Below are 21040 nucleotides of genomic sequence, written 5' to 3' on the forward strand. Positions count from 1 at the left end.
CAGTGGCTCCCCCACCAAAATATGATGTCATTTCAATATGCAAACTAAATGTTTTTTAGCTGAAAAACACATCTATATAAAACAACAGCCATGCAAAAACATTTGTCAGAAAGCACTCTTAATGGATATGCTCAAGAATTGGCTCCATTATCCATCCCTACAGCAACGGATGCAGATGTAATTGCATATCTGCGCCGTTCGGCTAAGATTGCGGAATTTTTGGCTTTGGCTGAAAGGGAAGCACAAATTTTAGCCGCTTGCAAAGAGTTTGGTATTACTGTGTCAGAAGAGGAAGTACAAGCAGCTGGAGATGATTTTCGCCAAAAACATCAGCTATGGGGAATGCAGGAAACGATCGCTTGGTTAGACCAGCAGCGTATTAGTATGGAAGACTGGGTACAAGGAATTAAAATAGGGCTTTTAGAGAAACAACTGAAAGAATTTTTGTTTGGGCCGAGTGTAGATGGTGAATATATGAGAAACCGCGATCGCTACAAACGAGTAGCGATATCGCAGATTCTTGTTGTAGACTTAGCAACAGCTTGGAAAATTGTCCAGTTACTACGCGAGGGACACGCTTCATTCTGTGCCTTAGCGTTGGAATACTCAAAAGGTAAGACATCGCAAGAAAAAGGTGGATTTGTCGGGACTCGCTTTTTGGTAGAACTAATACCAGATGTGGCTGAAGCTATTAAAAATGTGGAGGAAGGCGAAATTTTAGGGCCTATTCAAACTAAATTAGGTTATCACGTTGTCAAGGTTGAAAAGTGGTTTCCTCTGCAATTAACCCTAGCAGTTAGAGAGCAAATCATGGAATCTTTATTTCAATCTTGGTTGCAGAATAAGTTGAACAATATCGTATATCAAGATTAACATTAGTATTGGCACGACTGAGCTAATATATTGCCATAAATCTCTTCTTTTATCCGGTAGCGCCAGTAAAATTTAACGTGAGTTCGATAACCTCTCCCCAACCCCTCTCCGACGCGGAGAGGGGCTTAAATATCTTTAAATATCAACGAAAATTAAGATTTATAAGCCTCTCTCCTTTCAGGGGAGAGGTTTGGAGAGGGGTCTTTGAAACTCGTTGAACTCACGTAAATTTTATATTATTTAATAGGGTAAGAAATTCTCACCCTATTATTTATTAGGTTTCCTTAATTTGCATTTGCTACTCTTTGCTCATTAACCTCAGTTTGAATATTCTTATCTTCCATTTGAATCACAATTTTCAGTTCTGCTATTTGTTGCTTTAACCAATTCGTAAATAAATCACCTAATATCTTTACGCGCAGTTGCTCATCTAATTGTGGTTGAATTATTTCTTCAACACGAATTAAATGCACGCCTTTTTGGGTCATAATTGGCTTAAGAATTTGTGGTGGTGTGGCAGCAAAAACTGCTGCGGCAATTTCTGGCTTCATTTCAGCCCGACGCTGGATTCCTAAATACCCCCCAGCCCGGCGGATTTCTGGTTCTTGAATGTATTGTCGAGCCAGTTCTTGGAAAGTTATTTCACCTTCTTGTAGAGCATAAAATAGTTCTAAAGCCAAGTCTTCATCATCTAAAATTACTTGATATATAACTGCTCCGGTATAATCAAGTTGGTGTTCGTAAAATATGCGTTCAACTTCGTTGCCAAATAAATGTATTGCTAACTTCTTAGAAAGTAGTTTGGTATATGCTAACTCTTCAAAATCATCCAGAGAAAGATGATGTTTTTCTAGCCATTCCCAAGTATTTTCTGCTTTGAGGAGCTTATTGGCTAGACGCAAACCGTTCGCAGCTTCTTGGAGCTCTTCAGCCTCAGTTTTAATTCCTACTTGATTGGCAGCCGCTTTAATAATTTTACGAATAGCGATCGCTTCCACTATAGTAGGAATTTGACATGAAAATTTTACCTGTTCAAGAATGTCTTTGCTCAAGATATTTAAATCTTTTTCCATTAGGTAACTCTCCAACTATTAACTTGTCTAATACTAACAACTAAAGTTCTAAACCTCCAGTTTGCAACTTTTTAAAGGGGTCTAAAATGTAGTCAATCAGGTGACGCTGGCGGATAATTACTTCTGCTGTGGCTGTTTGCCCTGGAGTTAGGAGAATACGTTTATCTCTAGATTGAATATAAGGACGAGCCAGAGATATTTTTAATTCAAAATTTTGGGTGTTACCTCGGTTACTTTGAGTAACTTTAGAGTCTGGTGAAACCCAATCTAGCCGCCCTGGTACTACTCCATAATCTTGGAAAGGATAAGCATCAAACTTGATTTTTACTGGCATCCCCTCCTTTAAGAAACCGCTTTGAGTGCTGGGCATTTCAGCTTTAAGAATTAAAGGAGTATTTTCAGGCGCGATTTGAGCAATCCTTTGTCCTGGTTGTACTACAGAACCAGGTTTGTCAATGGGCAAGTCAAAAATCATACCATCAACAGGCGATCGCACTATTCTTTGCTGCAACTGAAGCTTTAACGATACAATTTGGCTTTTAGCTTGAGCAATTTGAGATTCTAGAGCAGCAATTTTTGTTTGCAAGTCTTTGAGTTGTTGCTGATTTCTCAGCAGCGCTAGTGTCCCTGTTTGCTGCAAACTCCGATAACTATTTTCCTCTTCTTGCAGCCGAAGTTTGGCTTGTTTAATATCAGACTCTAACTGATTCAGAGTTGTTTGATAACGATTCTGTTCTTCAATTAAACGCAATTGCGATTGTTTAACATCTGATATAGCTTTTTCGTAAACTTGTTTACTTTCTTCTTGTTCTTTTTGGAGTTCATCAACTTGAGTTGCGGAAACTGCACCATCAGTTGTCAGTTTTCTAAAGCGTTCAACTTGTCTGGAATCTATACTTAAACGACTTCTTGCAGATTTTTGAGTATCCTGAGATGCTTTAATTTGTTGCTGTGCTTGATTAACTAATGCTTGTTTTTCTAATTTCTGTAAGTTATATGTACTTTGTTTCGCATCCAGGTTTTGTTTCGCCTGGTTGACTTGAGACATTTTTTCTAAAGCTTGAGATTGGTTTTGCTGCTCTTGTACATTAACTGATAACTGTAGTTGATTTTTAAGGATATCAAATTGCGATCGCTGATTTTGTAGTCCAGAGAGTTTTGCTTCAGCTTCCTGGAGTTGTGTTTGCAAAATATTAGATTCGATATCCAGCAGAATTTGCCCCGCTTTTACTTTGTCTCCCTCTTTCACCCTAACAGATGTGACTCTCCCATCTGTTTGAGAGTCTAATTTTAGAGTTGCACCTTGCGGCTCGATACTGCCCCTTGCACTACCTGTCTCATCTACTTTCGATAACATCGCCCAAGGTAAAGCGATCGCCGTAAAACCTACAAGGGCATACAATAAAGAGCGTGTCCAAACTTTGGGTAAAGCATCTAAGAGTTCTTCGGTGCTATACGACCAATTGTTGGCATCATCAGTTTTACTAACTGTAGTTTTTTCATCCTCAGTTTTGGCGATCGCCGATGATGAATTGCGATATTGGCTTGGCATAAGCAATTCTCAATGCAGAGTTTTCAATAGTGATTAATAGTTACTAAATCAGCTCAACAATCAACTTACTTGTGTTAATTGTTGTTGGTTGAGGTAGTAATAATGCCCTTTTTTAGCAATTAGTTCGTCATGAGTACCACTCTCAACTAAAACGCCGCGATCCAAAACTAAAATTAAATCAGCGTTGCGGACAGTAGACAGACGATGGGCAATGATCAAACTGGTACGTCCTTTCAGAATAGTTTTCAAGTTTTTCTGAATGATGCGTTCCGATTCAGAATCTAGATGGCTGGTGGCTTCATCAAAAATCAATAACCGGGGATTACCCAACAAAGCACGGGCAATTGCTAGGCGTTGGCGTTGTCCCCCAGAAAGCATCCCGCCGCCTTCACCAATTTGAGTTTCGTAACCTAAAGGTAATTGCTGAATAAATTCATCTGCCCCAGCTAAACGTGCCGCCTCGATAATTTCTTCAAGACTGGCTTCTGGGTGAGCAATACTAATATTCTCCCGAATCGTACCACCAAACAAAAAAGTATCTTGATCAACTACTCCTATTTGCTCCCGGAGCGATCGCAAGGCAATACTACTAACATCATGACCATCAATTAATATGTTGCCTTCTGTTGCTGGATATAAGCCTAAGATTAGCTTGGAAAGTGTAGTTTTTCCTGAACCACTCCGCCCTACAACTGCTACTGCTTGTTCAGGCTTAATTTCAAAGCTCAAGTTTTCCAGAACATTAATTTCACTTTCTGGGTGATAGCGAAAAGTGACGTTTTCAAAGCGAATATTACCTCGTAACTTAGATAAAAACTGACGTGGTTGATGTTGTAAATCTTCTTCCGGTTCTGCCTCTAAAACATCATTAATGCGTTCTGTGGAAACAATAACTTCTTGTACCTGATTCCACAGTGCAGTTAGTCGTTGAAAAGGTTGAATAATGTTGCCTAACAACATATTGAAAGCGACTAGTTGTCCTATAGTGAGTTGATTTTGAATCACTAACCATGCTCCATACCATAGTAAACCAGTAGTTATTAACGATTGGATTGTAGAACTAAAAATTTGAAATTGGTTGCCAATTACCTGAGCGCTAAACATTTTTTTAATGAAATTGTTTAGTAACTCTTCCCAATGCCAACGTACTGTCTGTTCTACTGCCATTGAGCGAATTGAGCGAATCCCATTCAAAGATTGAATCAAATAACTACTTTCGTTGGCTAAAGCATTAAAAATATCTTGGTTAATGCGGCGAAAGAAAGGTGTAGCAAACAACGCTAGTAGAACAAATGGTGGTACAATCAAAAGTGCTAAAAAAGCCATTTGCCAACTGTACCAAAACATCAATCCCACATAGATAAATACTGTCAACAAATCTAGAATAATTGACAGTGCTTCACCAGTAAGGAAACGTTGAATTTTTTGATTTTCTTGGACACGAGAAACAATATCGCCAACATAACGCGACTCAAAAAAGGATAAAGGTAGGCGATAGGTATGTTTAATAAAACCTACTGTCAGCGCCACTCCTACGCGGTTAGCAGTGTGATCTAATAGATATTGCCGCAGTCCAGTCATGGCTACGCGGAATAAACCAAATATCACCAATCCTAATCCTACAGCATTTAAAGTTAAAATGCTACCTTGAACAATTACTCGGTCTAAAAGTAGCTGAGTAAATAGCGGTGTTATTAACCCAAAAACTTGAATAAATACACTAGCGATAAAGACTTCTAACAATACTTTCCAATGAGGTTTAACTAACTCTAGAAACTGCCACAATGGCGTTCTTTCTTCTGGAGTTTCTTCAAGTAAAGCTGTAGGTTGCAATAATAAGGCATTACCTGTCCAACCAGCTTTAAATTCAGTATGAGTGAGGCTATGTTGACCGATCGCTGGGTCGCCTACAATTACTCTTTTAGGTGTAATTTCGTACACAACTATGTAATGTCTGCCTTCCCAATGTGCGATCGCAGGTAGAGGTTGTTGTGCTAACTTATCAAGACTGGCTTTAACTGGTCGGGTAGTAAAACCGATGCTTTCTGCTGCTGCTGTTAAACCTCTCAGTGATGCGCCACTGCGACCAACATTAGCGGTATCCCGCAAGCGATTAACGCTGAAGTGCTTACCCCAATAGCGACCAATCATTACTAGGCAAGCTGCGCCACAGTCAGAAGCGCTTTGTTGAGCAAAGTATGGATAACGCTTGCTAAATTGTCCCCATAGTTGCCCGACTTTTACCTTGGGACTAGGAAAATAAGCTCGGCGTAATTCCTGCTTTTGTTTTGTTGGCGAGGTTCGCGGGCGAAATGGAATAGTTTTTCTTTCGTTAACAAATTTTCTTTGAGAAGACTTTTTATGTTGAGTCTGAAAGCCTTCATGAGCAATCACTTTTGAGTCTGAGTCTGAACCAAGAAATTCTGTCAATAGAGGCCATAATTGCCTTGCTGCTTGCCAATTAGAAGTCCGCAGACAGTAGACAATTGTTGGTTGTGTCGCTTGCCAACTACCTCGTTTTCTCGCAGGATAGATGTTGCCTGGAGTCAGTTTGTGACCGTCTGAATGTAATAATTCACCTCGATGCAGCAACCACAGCTTAGATTCTTTGCATAGTGTTGTGGGGACAGAGCCAACTTCTAGATAGTGCCGCTCAAATAGTGATAAGGCTTTGAGTATGGGTTGGGTACTAGTATTAGGAGGTAATTGAGAGTTTTGGAAACACAACAGCAATATGTCAAAAACTTCTGCTTGATGATGTAGGCGATCGCTAATTGCTGGATATTTATTGATTAAAGCTTGTAATACTTCTTGCTTGAGAAAGCAAAGCTTTAAGTTTGTAGAAGCTCTAGCAGTGTAATATCCGAAGTCATCTTCTGGAAACAGCGTCACTTCCCCGAATGATGCCCCTGCTGATAAAGTGGCAATTAAGTTGTCAGAGTTATCCAAAAGTCTGACTTTACCTTCTAGGATAATATGGATGCCTCTTTCTGCTTCTGCTGCTTGCCAAAACTGCTTGGCAATTGGTGGCTCGACTATTTCTGTCACTGCCAAGCAAGTTTGCAGTTCTTCTGATGAAAGCCTCTCCCCCAAGGTCTGGGTAATAAATTCACCGACCTGTTGCTTTGAAAATACCGATACCATTGCTTCTCCTCCACCCAAGAGTTAGTTATTTTATTAGGTTTAAATCAAATACCAATCAAAACTAGCCTCAGAGTTAGATTGCAAATCGCAAATAGTAATGGCTGTATCTTTATCCTTAGTTGATTGTTTACCAGAGGAGTGTTTTTGTTTTGTAGACAATCCTAGTTGTTTGAGTAGGCGGTACATGTGGCGAACGCTTATTTCAATACCAAATTCTTTGGCTAAATGTTTACTTAACCACTGAGCCGTCCAGCATCGAAATGGATAGCCGTACTCATGAGGATTGTGACTCACCAATTGTTGCAAACGTTGAATATATTCAGCATTAACAGTCTTGGGTCTGCCTATAGGCCGTTCATTCCATGTGTGCGCTATACCAGCTTGTGCTACAGCAATCCAATACCGTGCCATTTCTTGGGAACAACCTAATATTTGACAAATTTGAGTTTGAGATTTACCCATATCTGCTAGTAACATGATTTCCAACCTCCGACGGTATTCTGGTTGCAAATCATCTTGTAAATGCTTCAATAGCACCTTACGCTGAAACGATGTTAAATACTTACTACAAGTAAAATCATACTTTTCAAATTCTTTAGGCTTACTAAAATGCTTTGACATTACTTTTACAACCTATGCTTTTTATACAATTTATAATGTTATGTAAAGTAAAAAAGCTACCATTTCTAGAGCAGTTGCATATTCAATTAAACCAAGAAAATTTAGTAAATTTGGTCAAATATCAATATAATTTGATACTTCCCTTAACTCATCTCCTGATAGAGAGAGTTAATATGCTTACTTATTCCTCCGTAAGTAAGGTTAAAAAAAAGTTAACTTTCTAAAAAGATAATTTTATACACTGTGGCTTGAGTTGCTTGACAGCAGAGCGTTCATCTAGTATCAACTGTTCCCAGACGGCAGATTTAAATTCCTGAGTCCATTCTTCTGTAAGCGAGGCGATTAAGTCCCAGGATTGAGCGGCAACGCACTCCTTAATCAGTTCTACATTGCCCATAAGTTTCTCCGCTTCATTTGCAAACAGGGGTTTCGCAGATTTGGAAGATTTTGGCTTGTTGCTGTGACGCTGCCACATCATCTTGTGGACAAGCTTGTGCTACGTCATCGCTCGGCTGCTGACCTGAATTTCTTACTTGTGAGAAATCTGGGGTAAGAGTGATAAGATGTCTGGCATGGGTGGCTTGTAGTTTTTGAGTTGTCGTTGTGAGAGACAATAACTCTACTACGAAGCGCCCTATCTCTTCACCCTCTTCTTTTGGCTAAGGTATTGAAATTAAATCTAATTTTTTGAATTACAAATTACGTTAGCGAGTACTCAAGCGTGATTACGAATTACCCTTCGGGTGAGGCTCTCTGCGAGACGCTGCGCGTATCGCTAAAGCGAAAGCTCCGCTAACGCATAGCGTCTGCGAGAGAAGGCACTAGCCTCTCCCTTTGGAATAAGACTGGACTGCCTCACGAATTATCAGATGGTTTGTTTTCTTGATTAAGAACAGAATTTGCATAAATGGCAAGTTGCGAGCGATTTTTGAGATTGAGGCGGTTGAGAATACTCGTCACATGAGTTTTTACCGTTCCTTCTGTAATATAAAGTTTTTCGGCAATTTCGCGGTTCGTTGCGCCAACGCCTATCAAAGATAAAACTTCTTGTTCTCGTGCGGTAATTTCCGATGACTTTGATGAGGCGGAGTTTTGGCTAGTTGAAGCCGAAGCTGTTTCCGTCACCAATAGTTTATCAAATAACCCCGGCCCAAATTGAGTATAGCCATAATGCCCAAAGCGAATTGCATCTGCTAGCTCACTTGAGGGCATATCTTTGAGCAAATATCCTTTTGCGCCTGCACGCATTGCCCCTGTTAGATAAGAATCATCATCAAATGTACTCAAGACGAGAACTTTAATATTGGGAAAGTTTTGCACAATCAGTTTTGTTGCAGTTCGTCCATCCATTTCCGGCATCCGAATATCCATTAGCACCACATCGGGCTGGAGTGCTGCAACAAGCTCTAGAGCAACTTTACCATTCTCAGCATCACCGACGACCTCCAAATCAGGTTCCTGTTCTAGCATTGCTTTAAGCCCCTGACGAATGAGGCTCTGGTCGTCAACGATTAACAAGCGAATTGGAGAGGATTTATCATGTTTCATCGTAACTATCTCCACAAGGGTTTCACCAGATGTCTTATGAGTAATACAAAATCCGCCTTAATTTATCAAAATTCAAGATTGCTGACATCGAATAAATGTCACGACTTGAGCATGACATTTGTCATCTTCTCAGATGAAATTTTCATGATTCAGACCCAGCATTTTCTAACCAAGCGCGACAGGAATTCGCGACGATCGCAGCTTGAGTGCGATCGCGCACATTTAGCCGAGTTAAGATATGCGTGATGTGATTTCTAACTGTCCCTTCAGACAGGTGAAGCGCTTGGGCAATTTCTCGGTTGTTTGCGCCTTTTGCAATCAATCGTAAAACCTCTCGCTCTCTGTTCGTCAATTCCGTTAACCCTGGCGCTAATGGTTCTGCTGAGTTTGGCTGCGTTGTTGGCGTTTCAGCAATCAATTTCTCTACAATTCCAGGCCCGAATTGGGTATAGCCTTGGTAAATTGATCGAATCGCCTGAGCGAGTTCATCGGCGGGGGTATCCTTTAATAAATATCCCTTCGCTCCAAAGCGCAGTGCTTCTGCAACATACTCAGTATCGTTAAACGTAGTCAGAACTAAAACCTTAATGTCTGGAAATTGCTGACAAATCAACTGTGTTGCTTTTACACCATTCATTACAGGCATTCGGATATCCATTAGCACTACATCAGGTAATTGGGCGATTTCTCGTAAAGTTTCGAGTTGCTTAATCGCGCTAAGACCATTATTTGCTTCACCAATCACCTGAAGATCGGGCTTCGTTTCCAGCAACGTCTTTAGACCCCGCCGGACAATTTCTTGGTCTTCTACAAGCAGCACTCGAATTATATGTCTTGGATTGGGCATTGGGCATTGGGCAATAGTTTTCTTCCCCTACCTAGTCCCTAAGAAAGTTAGCAACAATCCGACAACCAGCACCCGGTTTACTGATAATTTCTAGCTGTGCGTTTACTGTAGCTGTTCGTTCTCGCATCCCTTGGAGTCCGTATCCCGCCACGGCTTGATCTGACTCAAAGCCTTTGCCGTTATCTTGGAGTATCAACGATAGCCCAGAAGCCGTTGTTTGAATTTTGATCTGAACAGCTGTGGCTTTGGCGTGTTTATAAATATTGGTCAGCCCTTCCTGGACAATGCGATATACGACATGATTTACTGAATCAGAGAGCGGTTGTGATAAATCAATCTGGCACTCTGGTAAGACATCGGTAAGGTGATAGAATTCCTCAGCAAGGTAGGCGATCGCACCTTCGAGTAATTGTCCGTGGAGTGGATCTGAGCGAATTGCAGAAACTGATTCACGCACCTCCCGCAGAGCTTCGGAACCCAATTTTTTCGCTTCTAATAAAAACGATCGCGCTCGATTTGGATCAACTTCCCAAAGCGTTAGCACTGTTTCCATTTGCACATTTAGCGCTACGAGAGAATGTCCCAGCGAGTCATGGATGTCACGCGCTATCCGATTGCGTTCTTCTAGCGCTACCATTTCCTCAATGCGTTGATTCAGCGCCTTCTGCTGGTCAAGCGATCGCCTCAGTTCTGCTTCTGTGTCCTGCAAGCGACGATTTTTCTCATGGAGTTGTAGTTGTAAGCGGCGAAGTTTGAGTTGATGCTCCATTCGGGCGAGAACTTCCTCAATCTGAAAAGGTTTGTGAATAAAATCAACGCCCCCAACCGAGAAAGCTTTTACCTTATCAAAGACTTCATTCAAAGCACTAATAAAAATGACGGGAATCTCCTGTGTTTGGGGACTAGACTTTAGGCGCTGGCATACTTCATAGCCGTTCATTCCAGGCATATTAATATCGAGCAGAATCAAATCTGGAGGTTGAGCCTGTATGCCGATCAACGCCATAGAACCATTGGTGACACTCCGAACTTCGTATCCTTGCTCCGCAAGCATTGCTGATAGGAGGCGAAGATTATCCAGGGTATCATCAACGATCAGAATATCTCCCTTGGCTGATTGGCTTAATTCCATACTTCTCAAAGGGTTAAGAGAATCGGCAATTATCAACCTACTGATAACGCATTCTATAGAAGATTGTGGATTATAAGTTATACAAAAATAAATCTGTGTAACAAATCTATTGATGATATTTTGTTACTTCAAAACTGCTAATAAATTTACATTTATTTATATGGTTAGCTTTATATCCGTCTGCCTACTTAAAATAGTGTTATTAAAAGTAATTTAAATCAAGCTGACTACGTAATACATTTTACTTTTACCCACTTTAAATAATTTTTTTACATTTGACAAATAAAGTTAAAAACTTATTATTGACCGCTTGTTAGCTTGACATAAAATATTTAAAAGGAAGTAGTATGTTGCCAGAGTTACCTTTGTTCTAGAATTGCCGTTCAAAACTCAACATAAGCGCGTAAATTATCTACATCTGATAGATAAATGAATATGTTCAAGATTCTCACCATATTTACCATTTTTTGACCTTCGATTATTGCGAAATTTAAACTCTCCTACAATTGGGTGTGTATTATTTTTCAATCTTGCCCTCGTAGGTAGTATCATCTTAAATGATTCATCTTCTATATTATGCTAATAAAATTTATCAAACTTCATAAGCTTCTGAGTAAATATTTTTACCCTAGCGTTGCTGTTTAATTTAAGGAGTTCGGACAATGCGTCCTCTCACCCTTCAAGTTTCAAAGCTTGCTAAAAGTGTGCAGTTGCACCACATACTTGTAGTGCCATTTATACTGCAAATTTCTCTAGCTGTAGGGCTAACTGGGTGGCTATCAATACAGAATGGGCAACGCGCAGTCAATGAAGTTGCAATCCAGCTCCGAAGTGAAATTATGGCTCGCATCCAACAGTATCTTCAAACATATGTTGAAACGCCTTATAAAATCAATCAATTAAATGCTAATGCCATCGAACTGGGTGAACTTAATGTAAAAAATTTATCAGCATTAGAACAACACCTTTGGTATCAATTAAAGACGTTTGATAAAGTAACAGCAGTTTACGTTGGGTCGCAATATGGAGAACACGTTGCGGTTGAAAGAGCGGATGATGGTCGGTTTCAGGTGAAACTTTCAGGGGAGTCCACTGGGCATGAGATTCGGATTTATGCCGCAGATCAGCCGGGGCATTACACTAACCTTTTAAGATCCAAGCCTAATTACGATCCGCGGACTCGTCCTTGGTATCAATCGGCAGTTCAGTCTAAGACAGCGAACTGGGGTGGAATTTATAAACTGTTTGCTACGCCCAAATATGTGCTGAATGCCAGCTTACCGATTTATGATCATCGCGGTAATCTGTTAGGGGTTGCTGCCGTAGATTTTTCACTCACTGGAATCAGTCAATATCTGCGGACTCTGAAAATCGGGCGATCGGGCGAAACCTTCATCATCGAACGCCGCACAGGATTGCTGGTTGGCAGTTCCGCCACTCAACAACCCTACGTGATTACAAATCCAGCAGCCCCATTCACATCACAGAATCCTGTTCGAGTCAAGGCGATCACAAGCAATGATATCTTGACGCGACGCACCGCTGAATATTTGCAGCAACGCTTTGGAAATTTAACCCAGATCACTGAAAAACAACAACTTGATTTTGACATTGAGGGTCAACGGCAATTTTTACAAGTTGTGCCAATGAAGAATGAGCAAGGGTTGGACTGGCTGATCATCGTGGTCGTTCCCGAACGGGATTTCATGGATCAAATCAATGCGAATACTCGCACAACAATTGTGCTTTGTCTGGGTGCGTTTGTACTCGCAACTGTACTGAGCATTTTAACAGCTCGCTGGATTACACAGCCGATTCACCGACTGGGGAGTGCAGCAAAAGCGATCGCAGCAGGAAATTTAGACCAAAGAGTTTCTGTCAAAAGTACAACCGAGCTAAACTCTTTGGCACAGTCTTTTAACCAAATGGCGCAACAGTTACGTGAATCCTTTTTAGCCCTAGAGCAAACCAACGAAGAATTAGAAAGGCGAGTCAAGCAACGCACGATAGAACTCGGCGAGAAAAATGCCCAACTTCAGCGGGAAATTCGAGACCGTCAAAAAGTAGAGGCAGCACTGAAAACATCTGAGGCAGAACTCCGGTTAATGTTCGCTGCCATGACCGACATGGTAGTGGTTTTTGATGCGGAGGGTCGTTACCTAAAGTATGTGCAAACGAAGTATGTGCTGACACAATCCTTTGCTTACAAACCTGATATGGATCGCATTGGCAAAACAGTTCATGAAGTTTTACCTAAAGAAATAGCCAATCTAATATTTGATGCTATTCAGCAAGCGTTGGAGCTGAGAGAGCAGCCCAGAAATCCTGATGGAAGTCGCAAGAATGTTTTCGTTGAATACCATTTGTCGGTGAAGAATCGAGAAACCTGGTTTTTAGCTAGTGTCTCCCCATTATCTGAAAATGCAGTACTTTGGGTTGCTCGTGATATCACCAAGCTCAAAAAAACCGAAGCCGCGCTTAAGAAAGCTAAAGAAACCGCAGATGCTGCCAATCTAGCCAAAAGCCAGTTTCTCTCCAACATGAGCCATGAACTACGGACTCCTCTTAACATTATCCTTGGCTTTACTCAATTGATGCTGCGGAATCGCTCGCTCAACTCGCAGCAGCAGGAATATCTGGACACGATCAATCGCAGTGGTGAAGACTTACTAACTTTAATTAACGATGTGTTGGAAATGTCCAAAATTGAAGCTGGTAGAGTCATCCTTAATGAAACAAATTTTGACCTCTACGGGCTTCTAGATCGACTGCAACAGATGTTTGCTTTGAAAGCTCGGTCAAGAGGATTACAACTCATTTTTGAGCGATCGCGTACAGTTCCTCAATATATCTGTGCCGATGAGAGTAAATTGCGCCAAGTTCTCGTTAATCTGTTAGGAAACGCAATTAAGTTTACGCAGATAGGTGCAGTGACGTTGCGTGTAGCAACTCCTAGCCAAAATATTACAGCGGAGGAAGCTATCACCCTGAACTTCAGCGTCGAAGATACGGGTTGCGGTATTGCTGACTCTGACTTTAATCGCCTATTTGAGCCATTCGTCCAAACGGAGGCGGGACAGAAAGCTCAGGAAGGTACTGGACTTGGATTACCCATCAGCCAGCGATTTGTACGGCTCATGGGCGGAGATATAAAGGTAAATAGCACTGTAGGAAAAGGCTCAATTTTTACGTTTGATATCCGAACTAGTGCAGTAGTTCTGGATACCTTGCCAACGCCTGCGCCGAGTCGGCAAGTTATCGGTTTAGAAAAGGGACAACCCAGCTATCGCATTTTGATTGTTGAGGACAAACTAGAAAATCGGCGGCTTCTCGTTGACTTGTTGACCCCCATTGGCTTTGAGGTGCGGGAGGCAGTAAATGGCCAAGTCGCGATCGACCTTTGGCAAAGCTGGTCGCCTAACTTAATCTGGATGGATCTGCGGATGCCAATTATGAACGGATTTGAAGCAACCCAGCATATAAAAGCGGCAGGCGCTCAAGCTCCGGTGATTATCGCTTTGACTGGAAGCGCATTTGAAGAAGACCGCTTAACAGCTCTATCCGTAGGCTTTGATGACTTTGTGCGTAAGCCATTTCGGACGACCGTGATTTTTGAAAAGATGGCTGAACACTTGGGCGTTCGCTATATTTATGCTAATGAAGTGGAAAATAGGGAAGGAATATCTTGGCTTTCTAATGCTTCATCCTTGACACATGATTTGCTAACAGTTGCAGATTTAAGCGTAATGCCCAGCGACTGGATCGAGCAACTGCATCAGGCGGCGCTCCGAATCAATGCTAAAGAAATCCTCATGCTGATTAAGCAAATTCCTGAGCAGCATGATCACCTGATTAAGGGGTTAACCAATCTCGTAGACTGCTTCTCTTTTGAAGAAATTATTGTATTAACTCATCGCTAGGGTAGCAGAAAGCAGGGTATCATTTGTATTAGCTATTACGTAAAATGCTCTAATACGAATTCTTTCAATGAAAGTAACATATCGTTCATAGTAGCGCTTAAGCGCTACTACAAGCCTGATTTAATTTGTCATCATATTTTAGATAAACGGTATAAATTAGACTTCCGCTAACATTATTTTTGATGATCATCTGCTCAGGCATTATGGCTGTCGCTAGGTAGTTTAGGACATCAACTGAACATAAAACCCAGACACCAAAAGACTTTCAAACTTATTCCCTGTTCCCTGTCCCCTGTCCCCTGCTATATTTATGGTTCACCAATCAACATAAAACCTGCCCAATCTAATGGGTGGGGATATTTTTTCATTGTGGTCAACATAGCTTGCCGCAGTGCATCTGCCTTATCAGGGTGGCGCTGGATTTGGCGATAGAATTCAGTCATCAGTAAAGCAGTTGCATCATCAGGTACTGACCATAAAGAGACTATTACACTGGGAACTCTCGCAGCAACCAAGGCACGGGATAAGCCAACAACTCCATCTCCAGTGATCTTGCCTCGCCCGGTGTTGCAAGCACTGAGAACGACTAATTCAGCGTTCAATTTGAGGTCAAGAATTTCACTGGCGAAAAGAATACCATTCTCTTCTGTTGAGGTTTGCTCCTTCGCTGTGGGATCGGGAGCAAGGGCGATCGCACCTGGTATTCCTAATCCGTGAAAGTCGCTGAGTAATCCGTGGGTTGCTAAATGAACTATCTTAGAACGGCTCATCTGTTGAATCACCCTTGATTTGTTTGCGTTTTCACCAATCAGGGCTGTTGTGTGAAAGATTTGAGCGATCGCTTTGGCTTCACCCGCTTGGTCTAGAATTTTTTGCGATAAATTCAAACGTTTTTGGTGAAAGGCGATCGCTTTTACATACAAGTCTGCCCCATAATAAGCATTCCCTAAATTTCCTAATGCCTGGGCTGTTTGAGATCGCTCATCAACTAAATTCCGGTTGCTTGCTGATTACCCAATACAGCAGCGATTGCCTTCTCTTCTCCTCTAGAATCGTTCGTGAACTAGACGCTGCACGGTAAGCCTTTGCGTAGCCGTGTCGCTTTGCGAATCATGTACCCCTACCCTATGATGCTACGTCTGAGAAGGGCCTTACGGCACTGCGCGGAGCACAATCGCTCTGGATTTTAGATTCTCTTTCCAACTTCTCAGAAAACGCAGAGATCAGCTTTACTCCTAGCAGACTAGAAAACCAATACTTTTTCTGTTCTGTCAAGCTCTAAATGACATCTACTATATTTGCAAGTGCCGGAGGCATTCGCTACTAGCACAATATGAAAGAAACATATTTTTGTGAGTTTTCTGAAAACCTTGCTGGATAGGGATTCTTAAATGGGTTTCTTAAGAGTCAAGCTCTGTTGACAATTTGTAACAAACTTGTTATATTTATTTACATAACTAAACAAAAAAGAAAAAACTATGTACACTACTGTTAATGAAGACGGCATTCTCAACAACTATGCAGCTGAACCCAAGGTGTACTATGCTGAGTACCCTGCAATTTGGGAACAACGCAAATACCTTTTACAAAGTGTGTTCGCTACTTTAATAGTCACAACTTTAGTTTTGATTGCTTTTAGCGTGAGCTAAGACTTTTCGACTTCAATATAGCTATATCTCATCGTCAATCTCCCCCTCGCCTCAGCTTACACAGCTGGGGTTTTTTGCACTGATAGTATAAATTACATTATTTAAGTATTAATGCGTAGCGTGTACTTTGCACTCGCCCTTCGCCTTGAGCTCTGACGAGAGAAGGGCAATGCAAGGGGTTAAAAACCCGCACGTTTATCGTCCCTTGCACAGTTTCAAAGGAGAAGATTTAGTAGTCTTCTCCCAAAGGGAGACGCCTGCCGTAGGATGACCGTTCGCCAGTATCAACTAACTCCCAATCTGGAGTGTCTGAATTTAAGGAAGAGGTTCTTTTATGATGCTCTTTTACAGTTTCTAATCTTCAGCTCTCAATTTCCCTGATTTGATCCTCGATAAATTCGCTCCATCTGCTCTGGAGAGAGGCGTTTCATTGGAAACCACTCAAATGCAGGAATAGGTTGTTTTTCTGGAGAATTAACGTCATTTTGCTGGGTTTGAGGCGGATGGGCTACTACATTAGTATTTGGAAACTTATCCAAGCGCGTCTCATTTATCTCTGATTCTGGAACCTGGGTTTGAGGCAAGACATAGGCGTGCTTCTGCGGATCGTATGCTAAAACTTCTCCTGTTTCAATATGATAAATCCAAGCATAAATGTTCAGTTCCCCCTGATAGAGCTTAGAGTGAATCACCGGATACGTTCGCAAATTTTCAATTTGGGTAAGAACATTTTCGGCAATCATAATTTCTAGCAGTTCTTCGCCGTCATAGTGACTGTAGTGGTCTAGAACCAGTCTTCGGGTAGCCTCCGCATATTTAAGCCAATCATGCACGAGCGGCATTTCATCGCTCAGGCTGTGTAACTTCATTAATCCTTTCATTGCGCCGCAATGAGAGTGACCACAGATAATAATTTGCCGAATATCTAAAGCTTGAACAGCATATTCAATTGTAGCTCCTTCACCACCATTAGTTGCCCCATATGGTGGAATTATGTTGCCTGCATTGCGAATGACAAATAATTCACCGACTTGGGCTTGTGTAATTAGATTTGGATCGAGACGCGAATCGGAACAGGTAATAAATAATACCCTGGGCTTTTGCTCGTGTGAAAGTTGCTCAAACAGTTGTTGATGTGCCGAAAAATAGCTAGATTTAAATTCACGTAGACCTTTAATTAATTTCTTCATTACCAAGTTCCACAAATATTCGTGTGTTAGGAGCCAAATTAGAGAGCGGATTGAGGAAGTAAAAAGCGATCGCTTTTCACGATTTTACAATTGAGAAAGATTACTCTATCATAGGTCAGCTTAGTGCTTGAAATATCCTCTCTGATTTACTCCTGTTGATTTTTTCGCCTTGGGAACTCCGTTCGTTAGCAGGTCAAGTTACGACAAGAGAACCCTAAAGGCGAACCTATAGACTATTACAATATATTACTAATGTGTACAAATATAAAAAAAGTGCTAGTCACGATTGGAACTGGCGCTAGTTTTGTGTAAATTTCAAACAGGACAATTGGCTATTATCTGCTAACTAGAGCAATATTCAGCTTCAAATACACTAAATAGTTAGCTAATATCACTTTAGAGAGATTGATTCTATTTAGGATTTACCCAAAGCGATAGAAGACATCAGCAACATCAGGATTTGTTGCATTAATTAATTGAATTGAGATTAATACCCCATCCCTGACCAGCAGTGTCTCCACTCCAAACAAAGAATATATCTCGCCCATATCTAAAAGGAGTTTGGAAAGTGCCATTTACAGGAGCGCTGTAAATGCCTTGGTTATTTAAATCTTGGAAAATCACTCGACAAAATTGTTTGTATAGCAACTGAAGTATATGTTAGGACGTTAAATGAATAGCTATATCAACTCTCTCCCGAAAATTTTCGATAGTACCAACGCAATTAATCACACGTGCGATGCCTGCGGCAATCACAAAGGGGAACGTTTATGCCAAATTTTAATATCATGCTCACCTTAATAATAAAGTAAATTTTTACCTTTTTCTTGGAAGATCAGAAATATACTACTTACCTGCATCAACTAATCAGATGGACATAATTAAATACACTCTGAGTGAATATCAGATGCCTACTGCTTGGTACAACATCCAAGCTGACTTGCCACAAGCCTTACCACCAGTTTTAAATCCTGGTAATGGTAAGCCAATTACATCAGATGATTTATTACCTCTATTCCCATTGGCACTGATTGAACAAGAAGTTAGTCAACAAAGATGGATTGAAATACCAGATGTAGTACGCTCTATTTATTGCCAATGGCGACCGACTCCTCTTTATCGCGCCCGTCGTTTAGAAAAAGCTTTGGATACACCTGCCAAAATTTACTACAAGTATGAAGGTGTTAGTCCTTCTGGAAGCCACAAACCGAATACGGCAGTCGCCCAAGCATACTACAACAAACAAGCTGGGGTCAAAAGACTAACTACTGAAACCGGAGCAGGACAGTGGGGTTCATCTCTAGCATTTGCTGGGGCGCTATTCAACCTAGAAGTCTTAGTTTACATGGTAAAAGTCAGCTACCAGCAAAAACCTTACCGTCGAGCGTTAATGGAAAGCTACGGTGCGAAAGTAATTGCTAGTCCAAGTACTGAAACTCAAGCAGGACGCCAAATTCTTGCAGAACATCCCAACAGCACAGGCAGTTTGGGTATTGCTATTAGTGAAGCTGTGGAAGTCGCTGCTGCTGATGAAGAAAGTAAGTATGCTTTAGGCAGTGTTCTCAATCACGTACTCCTGCATCAAACTGTGATTGGGCAAGAAGCACTTACTCAGTTAGAGATGGCAGAAGATTATCCTGATATTGTAATTGGCTGCACAGGTGGAGGTAGTAACTTTGCCGGAATTACCTTTCCATTTCTCGGTGCTAAACTGCGAGGCGAACGAGATATACAAGTAATAGCTGTCGAACCAGCTGCTTGCCCATCATTAACTCGTGGCAAATATGCTTACGACTTTGGTGATACTGCTCAGTTAACTCCACTGACCAAGATGCACACTTTAGGTAGTGGATTTGTACCTGAAGGCATCCATGCCGGTGGTTTACGTTATCACGGTATGGCTCCCCTAGTCAGTCATATTGTGAATTTGGGATTAGTTCAATCACGTGCTGAACACCAACTCGGTTGCTTTGCTGCTGGATTAACTTTTGCAAAAGCAGAAGGAATCTTACCAGCGCCAGAAGCAAACCATGCAGTCAAAGCAGCGATTGATGAGGCAAAGCTTTGCAAAGAAGAAGGAAGAAGCAAAACTATCCTGTTCAATCTTTGCGGTCATGGACACTTTGATATGCAAGCTTATATCGATTATCAAGCTGGACGGCTTGTGGATACTGAATATAGTGCTTCCGAAGTGGCAATGGCGCTCGCAGGATTACCTGTAGTTAACTAGTTACTTATAATTTATCTTGTGCTGTCAGTGCTGAAGCACAAGATAACACCATCGGGGGCTGATATGATGTCCGGTAAATTATCCATAGTTAAGCCGCCAGGTCAGACCACCAGTGAAAATTGGTTAAACCATATACACAATCAGGCTGGTCAATCCAATTAAAAATTAAAAATGTAAAATTAAAAAAAGTGACAAAAGAAGACTATTCAGCAAATGCGTGGTAATTGTTCTCCACTGAGCATATCAACAATTCGAGTAGAACCGATTTTACTTTTTATTGTCACCAGTCCTGAAGATATTTGTGTGACTCTGCCAATAATCTGGGTTAATGTGCCGGCAGGGTGCAAATGCATTACTTCTAGCGCTTTTTCAACATCTGCTTTTGGGATAAACATGACAAACCGTCCTTCATTGGCGATATAAAGGGGGTCAAAACCTAAAATTTCGCAAGCACCCTGCACATCTTCACGAATGGGAATCGAGTTTTCATCAATTGCAATTTCAACTTTTGCTGCTTCAGCAATTTCATTTAATGCACTTGCTAAACCCCCACGAGTTAAATCTCGCATACAGTGAATTTCTATTCCAGATGCCAACAGTGCGAGAACTAAATCAGCAAGTGGGGCTGAGTCACTTTCTATAGCTGTCTCAAATTCTAAACCTTCTCTAACTGCCATAATCGCAATTCCATGCCGCCCAATATCTCCATTCAGCAGTAGAACATCGCCTAGTTGCACGCTTTGAGGCGCAATGATTTGGGAATGCTCGATAATGCCAATACCTGCTGTGTTAATAAAAATGCCGTCTCCTTTACCTCGATTTACTACTTTGGTGTCACCTGTTATAATCTGCACTTTGGCGGTTTTAGCTGCTTGCTGCATAGATTGCACGACTTGCCAAAGAGTTTGAGTTGGCAATCCTTCTTCGATAATGAAACCAACACTCAAATAAAGTGGGCGGGCGCCGCACATTGCTAAATCGTTGACAGTGCCATTCACTGCTAAAGAACCAATATCACCACCTGGAAAAAATAGTGGTTGGACAACGTAAGAATCTGTTGTCAAAGCTAACTGTTGTTGCTGAATGGTAAACCTGGCTGCATCGTGCCGGACATTTAGGAGCGGGTTATCAAAAGTTGCTAAAAACATCTTTTCAATGAGTTGATGCATTAGCTTGCCACCCCCACCATGTGCTAGCAGGATGTTAGGATACTGGGTTATAGGAATGGGACATGATAGTGAGAAATTTTCCATTATTTATA

Annotated in this window: 16 protein-coding genes and 1 pseudogene; 4 read left to right on the forward strand and 13 right to left on the reverse strand. The window is 41.3% G+C overall.

The genetic code is table 11. The annotated features are described in order from the left end of the window. Positions 1–90 precede the first annotated feature (90 nt). Positions 91–873, forward strand: coding sequence for a peptidylprolyl isomerase (locus WKK05_RS08540; RefSeq protein ID WP_341529314.1), 783 nt, complete (start codon positions 91–93; stop codon positions 871–873). Positions 874–1157: 284 nt separating this feature from the next. On the opposite strand, the gene WKK05_RS08545 is transcribed toward WKK05_RS08540, so the two are convergent. From WKK05_RS08545 to WKK05_RS08585, 9 genes are all read right to left on the reverse strand, one after another. Further along, entirely contained in the window at positions 1158–1946 is a 789-nt protein-coding gene (locus WKK05_RS08545; protein ID WP_341529315.1) for a peptidylprolyl isomerase, read from the reverse strand. 40 nt (positions 1947–1986) lie between these two features. Then, positions 1987–3498 carry an HlyD family efflux transporter periplasmic adaptor subunit gene (locus WKK05_RS08550; RefSeq protein WP_341529316.1) on the reverse strand — a complete coding sequence of 504 codons (1512 nt, stop codon included), beginning with the start codon at positions 3496–3498 and terminating at the stop codon, positions 1987–1989. A gap of 60 nt (positions 3499–3558) precedes the next feature. After that, positions 3559–6642 carry a peptidase domain-containing ABC transporter gene (locus WKK05_RS08555; protein WP_341529317.1) on the reverse strand — a complete coding sequence of 1028 codons (3084 nt, stop codon included), beginning with the start codon at positions 6640–6642 and terminating at the stop codon, positions 3559–3561. A 39-nt stretch (positions 6643–6681) separates the two neighbouring features. Beyond that, the gene (locus WKK05_RS08560; protein ID WP_341529318.1) at positions 6682–7263 is read right to left on the reverse strand and encodes a helix-turn-helix domain-containing protein; all 582 of its coding nucleotides are present in this window, start codon (positions 7261–7263) and stop codon (positions 6682–6684) included. Positions 7264–7483: 220 nt separating this feature from the next. Then, positions 7484–7660: a hypothetical protein gene (locus WKK05_RS08565; RefSeq protein ID WP_341529319.1), complete on the reverse strand. Its 177-nt coding sequence runs from the start codon at positions 7658–7660 to the stop codon at positions 7484–7486. Positions 7661–7673: 13 nt separating this feature from the next. Continuing rightward, a complete protein-coding gene (locus tag WKK05_RS08570) occupies positions 7674–7877 on the reverse strand; it encodes a hypothetical protein (protein WP_341529320.1) in 204 nt (67 codons plus the stop codon). 241 nt (positions 7878–8118) lie between these two features. Beyond that, entirely contained in the window at positions 8119–8811 is a 693-nt protein-coding gene (locus tag WKK05_RS08575; protein WP_341529321.1) for a response regulator transcription factor, read from the reverse strand. A 142-nt stretch (positions 8812–8953) separates the two neighbouring features. Continuing rightward, positions 8954–9640 carry a response regulator transcription factor gene (locus tag WKK05_RS08580; RefSeq protein ID WP_341531049.1) on the reverse strand — a complete coding sequence of 229 codons (687 nt, stop codon included), beginning with the start codon at positions 9638–9640 and terminating at the stop codon, positions 8954–8956. Positions 9641–9689: 49 nt separating this feature from the next. Continuing rightward, complete coding sequence (locus tag WKK05_RS08585; protein ID WP_341529322.1) at positions 9690–10790, reverse strand: response regulator; 1101 nt, start codon at positions 10788–10790, stop codon at positions 9690–9692. A 662-nt stretch (positions 10791–11452) separates the two neighbouring features. Between WKK05_RS08585 and WKK05_RS08590 the strand changes: the two genes are divergently transcribed. After that, positions 11453–14710, forward strand: a complete 3258-nt coding sequence (locus tag WKK05_RS08590; protein ID WP_341529323.1) for an ATP-binding protein — start codon at positions 11453–11455, stop codon at positions 14708–14710. 308 nt (positions 14711–15018) lie between these two features. Here WKK05_RS08590 and WKK05_RS08595 read toward each other — a convergent pair whose 3' ends face one another. Then, on the reverse strand, positions 15019–15633 hold the full coding sequence (locus WKK05_RS08595; protein ID WP_341529324.1) for a CHAT domain-containing protein: 615 nt from the start codon (positions 15631–15633) through the stop codon (positions 15019–15021). Between the two features lie 555 nt (positions 15634–16188). Here WKK05_RS08595 and WKK05_RS08600 point away from each other — a divergent pair. Next, positions 16189–16359 carry a ssl1498 family light-harvesting-like protein gene (locus WKK05_RS08600; protein ID WP_341529325.1) on the forward strand — a complete coding sequence of 57 codons (171 nt, stop codon included), beginning with the start codon at positions 16189–16191 and terminating at the stop codon, positions 16357–16359. A gap of 368 nt (positions 16360–16727) precedes the next feature. On the opposite strand, the gene WKK05_RS08605 is transcribed toward WKK05_RS08600, so the two are convergent. Beyond that, positions 16728–17549, reverse strand: coding sequence for a carbonic anhydrase (locus WKK05_RS08605; RefSeq protein ID WP_341529326.1), 822 nt, complete (start codon positions 17547–17549; stop codon positions 16728–16730). Between the two features lie 486 nt (positions 17550–18035). Beyond that, positions 18036–18188, reverse strand: a pseudogene (locus tag WKK05_RS08610) (alkaline phosphatase); the annotation flags it as partial. Between the two features lie 232 nt (positions 18189–18420). On the opposite strand from WKK05_RS08610, the gene WKK05_RS08615 reads away from it, so the two are divergent. After that, positions 18421–19779 (forward strand): TrpB-like pyridoxal phosphate-dependent enzyme, encoded by a 1359-nt coding sequence (locus tag WKK05_RS08615; RefSeq protein WP_341529327.1) that lies wholly within the window; start codon positions 18421–18423, stop codon positions 19777–19779. Between the two features lie 206 nt (positions 19780–19985). On the opposite strand, the gene hypE is transcribed toward WKK05_RS08615, so the two are convergent. After that, the gene (gene hypE / locus WKK05_RS08620; protein WP_341529328.1) at positions 19986–21032 is read right to left on the reverse strand and encodes a hydrogenase expression/formation protein HypE; all 1047 of its coding nucleotides are present in this window, start codon (positions 21030–21032) and stop codon (positions 19986–19988) included. Positions 21033–21040 lie beyond the last annotated feature (8 nt).

Source organism: Nostoc sp. UHCC 0302, from assembly GCF_038096175.1.
In the GTDB taxonomy this organism is placed as follows: Bacteria; Cyanobacteriota; Cyanobacteriia; order Cyanobacteriales; family Nostocaceae; genus UHCC-0302.

What these genes read in the sequence shown, in the direction of transcription:
- WKK05_RS08565 (WP_341529319.1), bottom strand. Translation starts at nt 7,660, where the DNA reads ATGGGCAATGTAGAACTGATTAAGGAGTGCGTTGCCGCTCAATCCTGG.
- WKK05_RS08550 (WP_341529316.1), bottom strand. Translation starts at nt 3,498, where the DNA reads ATGCCAAGCCAATATCGCAATTCATCATCGGCGATCGCCAAAACTGAG.
- WKK05_RS08540 (WP_341529314.1), top strand. Translation starts at nt 91, where the DNA reads ATGCAAAAACATTTGTCAGAAAGCACTCTTAATGGATATGCTCAAGAA.
- WKK05_RS08615 (WP_341529327.1), top strand. Translation starts at nt 18,421, where the DNA reads ATGGACATAATTAAATACACTCTGAGTGAATATCAGATGCCTACTGCT.
- WKK05_RS08575 (WP_341529321.1), bottom strand. Translation starts at nt 8,811, where the DNA reads ATGAAACATGATAAATCCTCTCCAATTCGCTTGTTAATCGTTGACGAC.
- WKK05_RS08590 (WP_341529323.1), top strand. Translation starts at nt 11,453, where the DNA reads ATGCGTCCTCTCACCCTTCAAGTTTCAAAGCTTGCTAAAAGTGTGCAG.
- WKK05_RS08600 (WP_341529325.1), top strand. Translation starts at nt 16,189, where the DNA reads ATGTACACTACTGTTAATGAAGACGGCATTCTCAACAACTATGCAGCT.
- WKK05_RS08585 (WP_341529322.1), bottom strand. Translation starts at nt 10,790, where the DNA reads ATGGAATTAAGCCAATCAGCCAAGGGAGATATTCTGATCGTTGATGAT.
- WKK05_RS08560 (WP_341529318.1), bottom strand. Translation starts at nt 7,263, where the DNA reads ATGTCAAAGCATTTTAGTAAGCCTAAAGAATTTGAAAAGTATGATTTT.
- WKK05_RS08555 (WP_341529317.1), bottom strand. Translation starts at nt 6,642, where the DNA reads ATGGTATCGGTATTTTCAAAGCAACAGGTCGGTGAATTTATTACCCAG.
- WKK05_RS08545 (WP_341529315.1), bottom strand. Translation starts at nt 1,946, where the DNA reads ATGGAAAAAGATTTAAATATCTTGAGCAAAGACATTCTTGAACAGGTA.
- WKK05_RS08605 (WP_341529326.1), bottom strand. Translation starts at nt 17,549, where the DNA reads ATGAAGAAATTAATTAAAGGTCTACGTGAATTTAAATCTAGCTATTTT.
- hypE (WP_341529328.1), bottom strand. Translation starts at nt 21,032, where the DNA reads ATGGAAAATTTCTCACTATCATGTCCCATTCCTATAACCCAGTATCCT.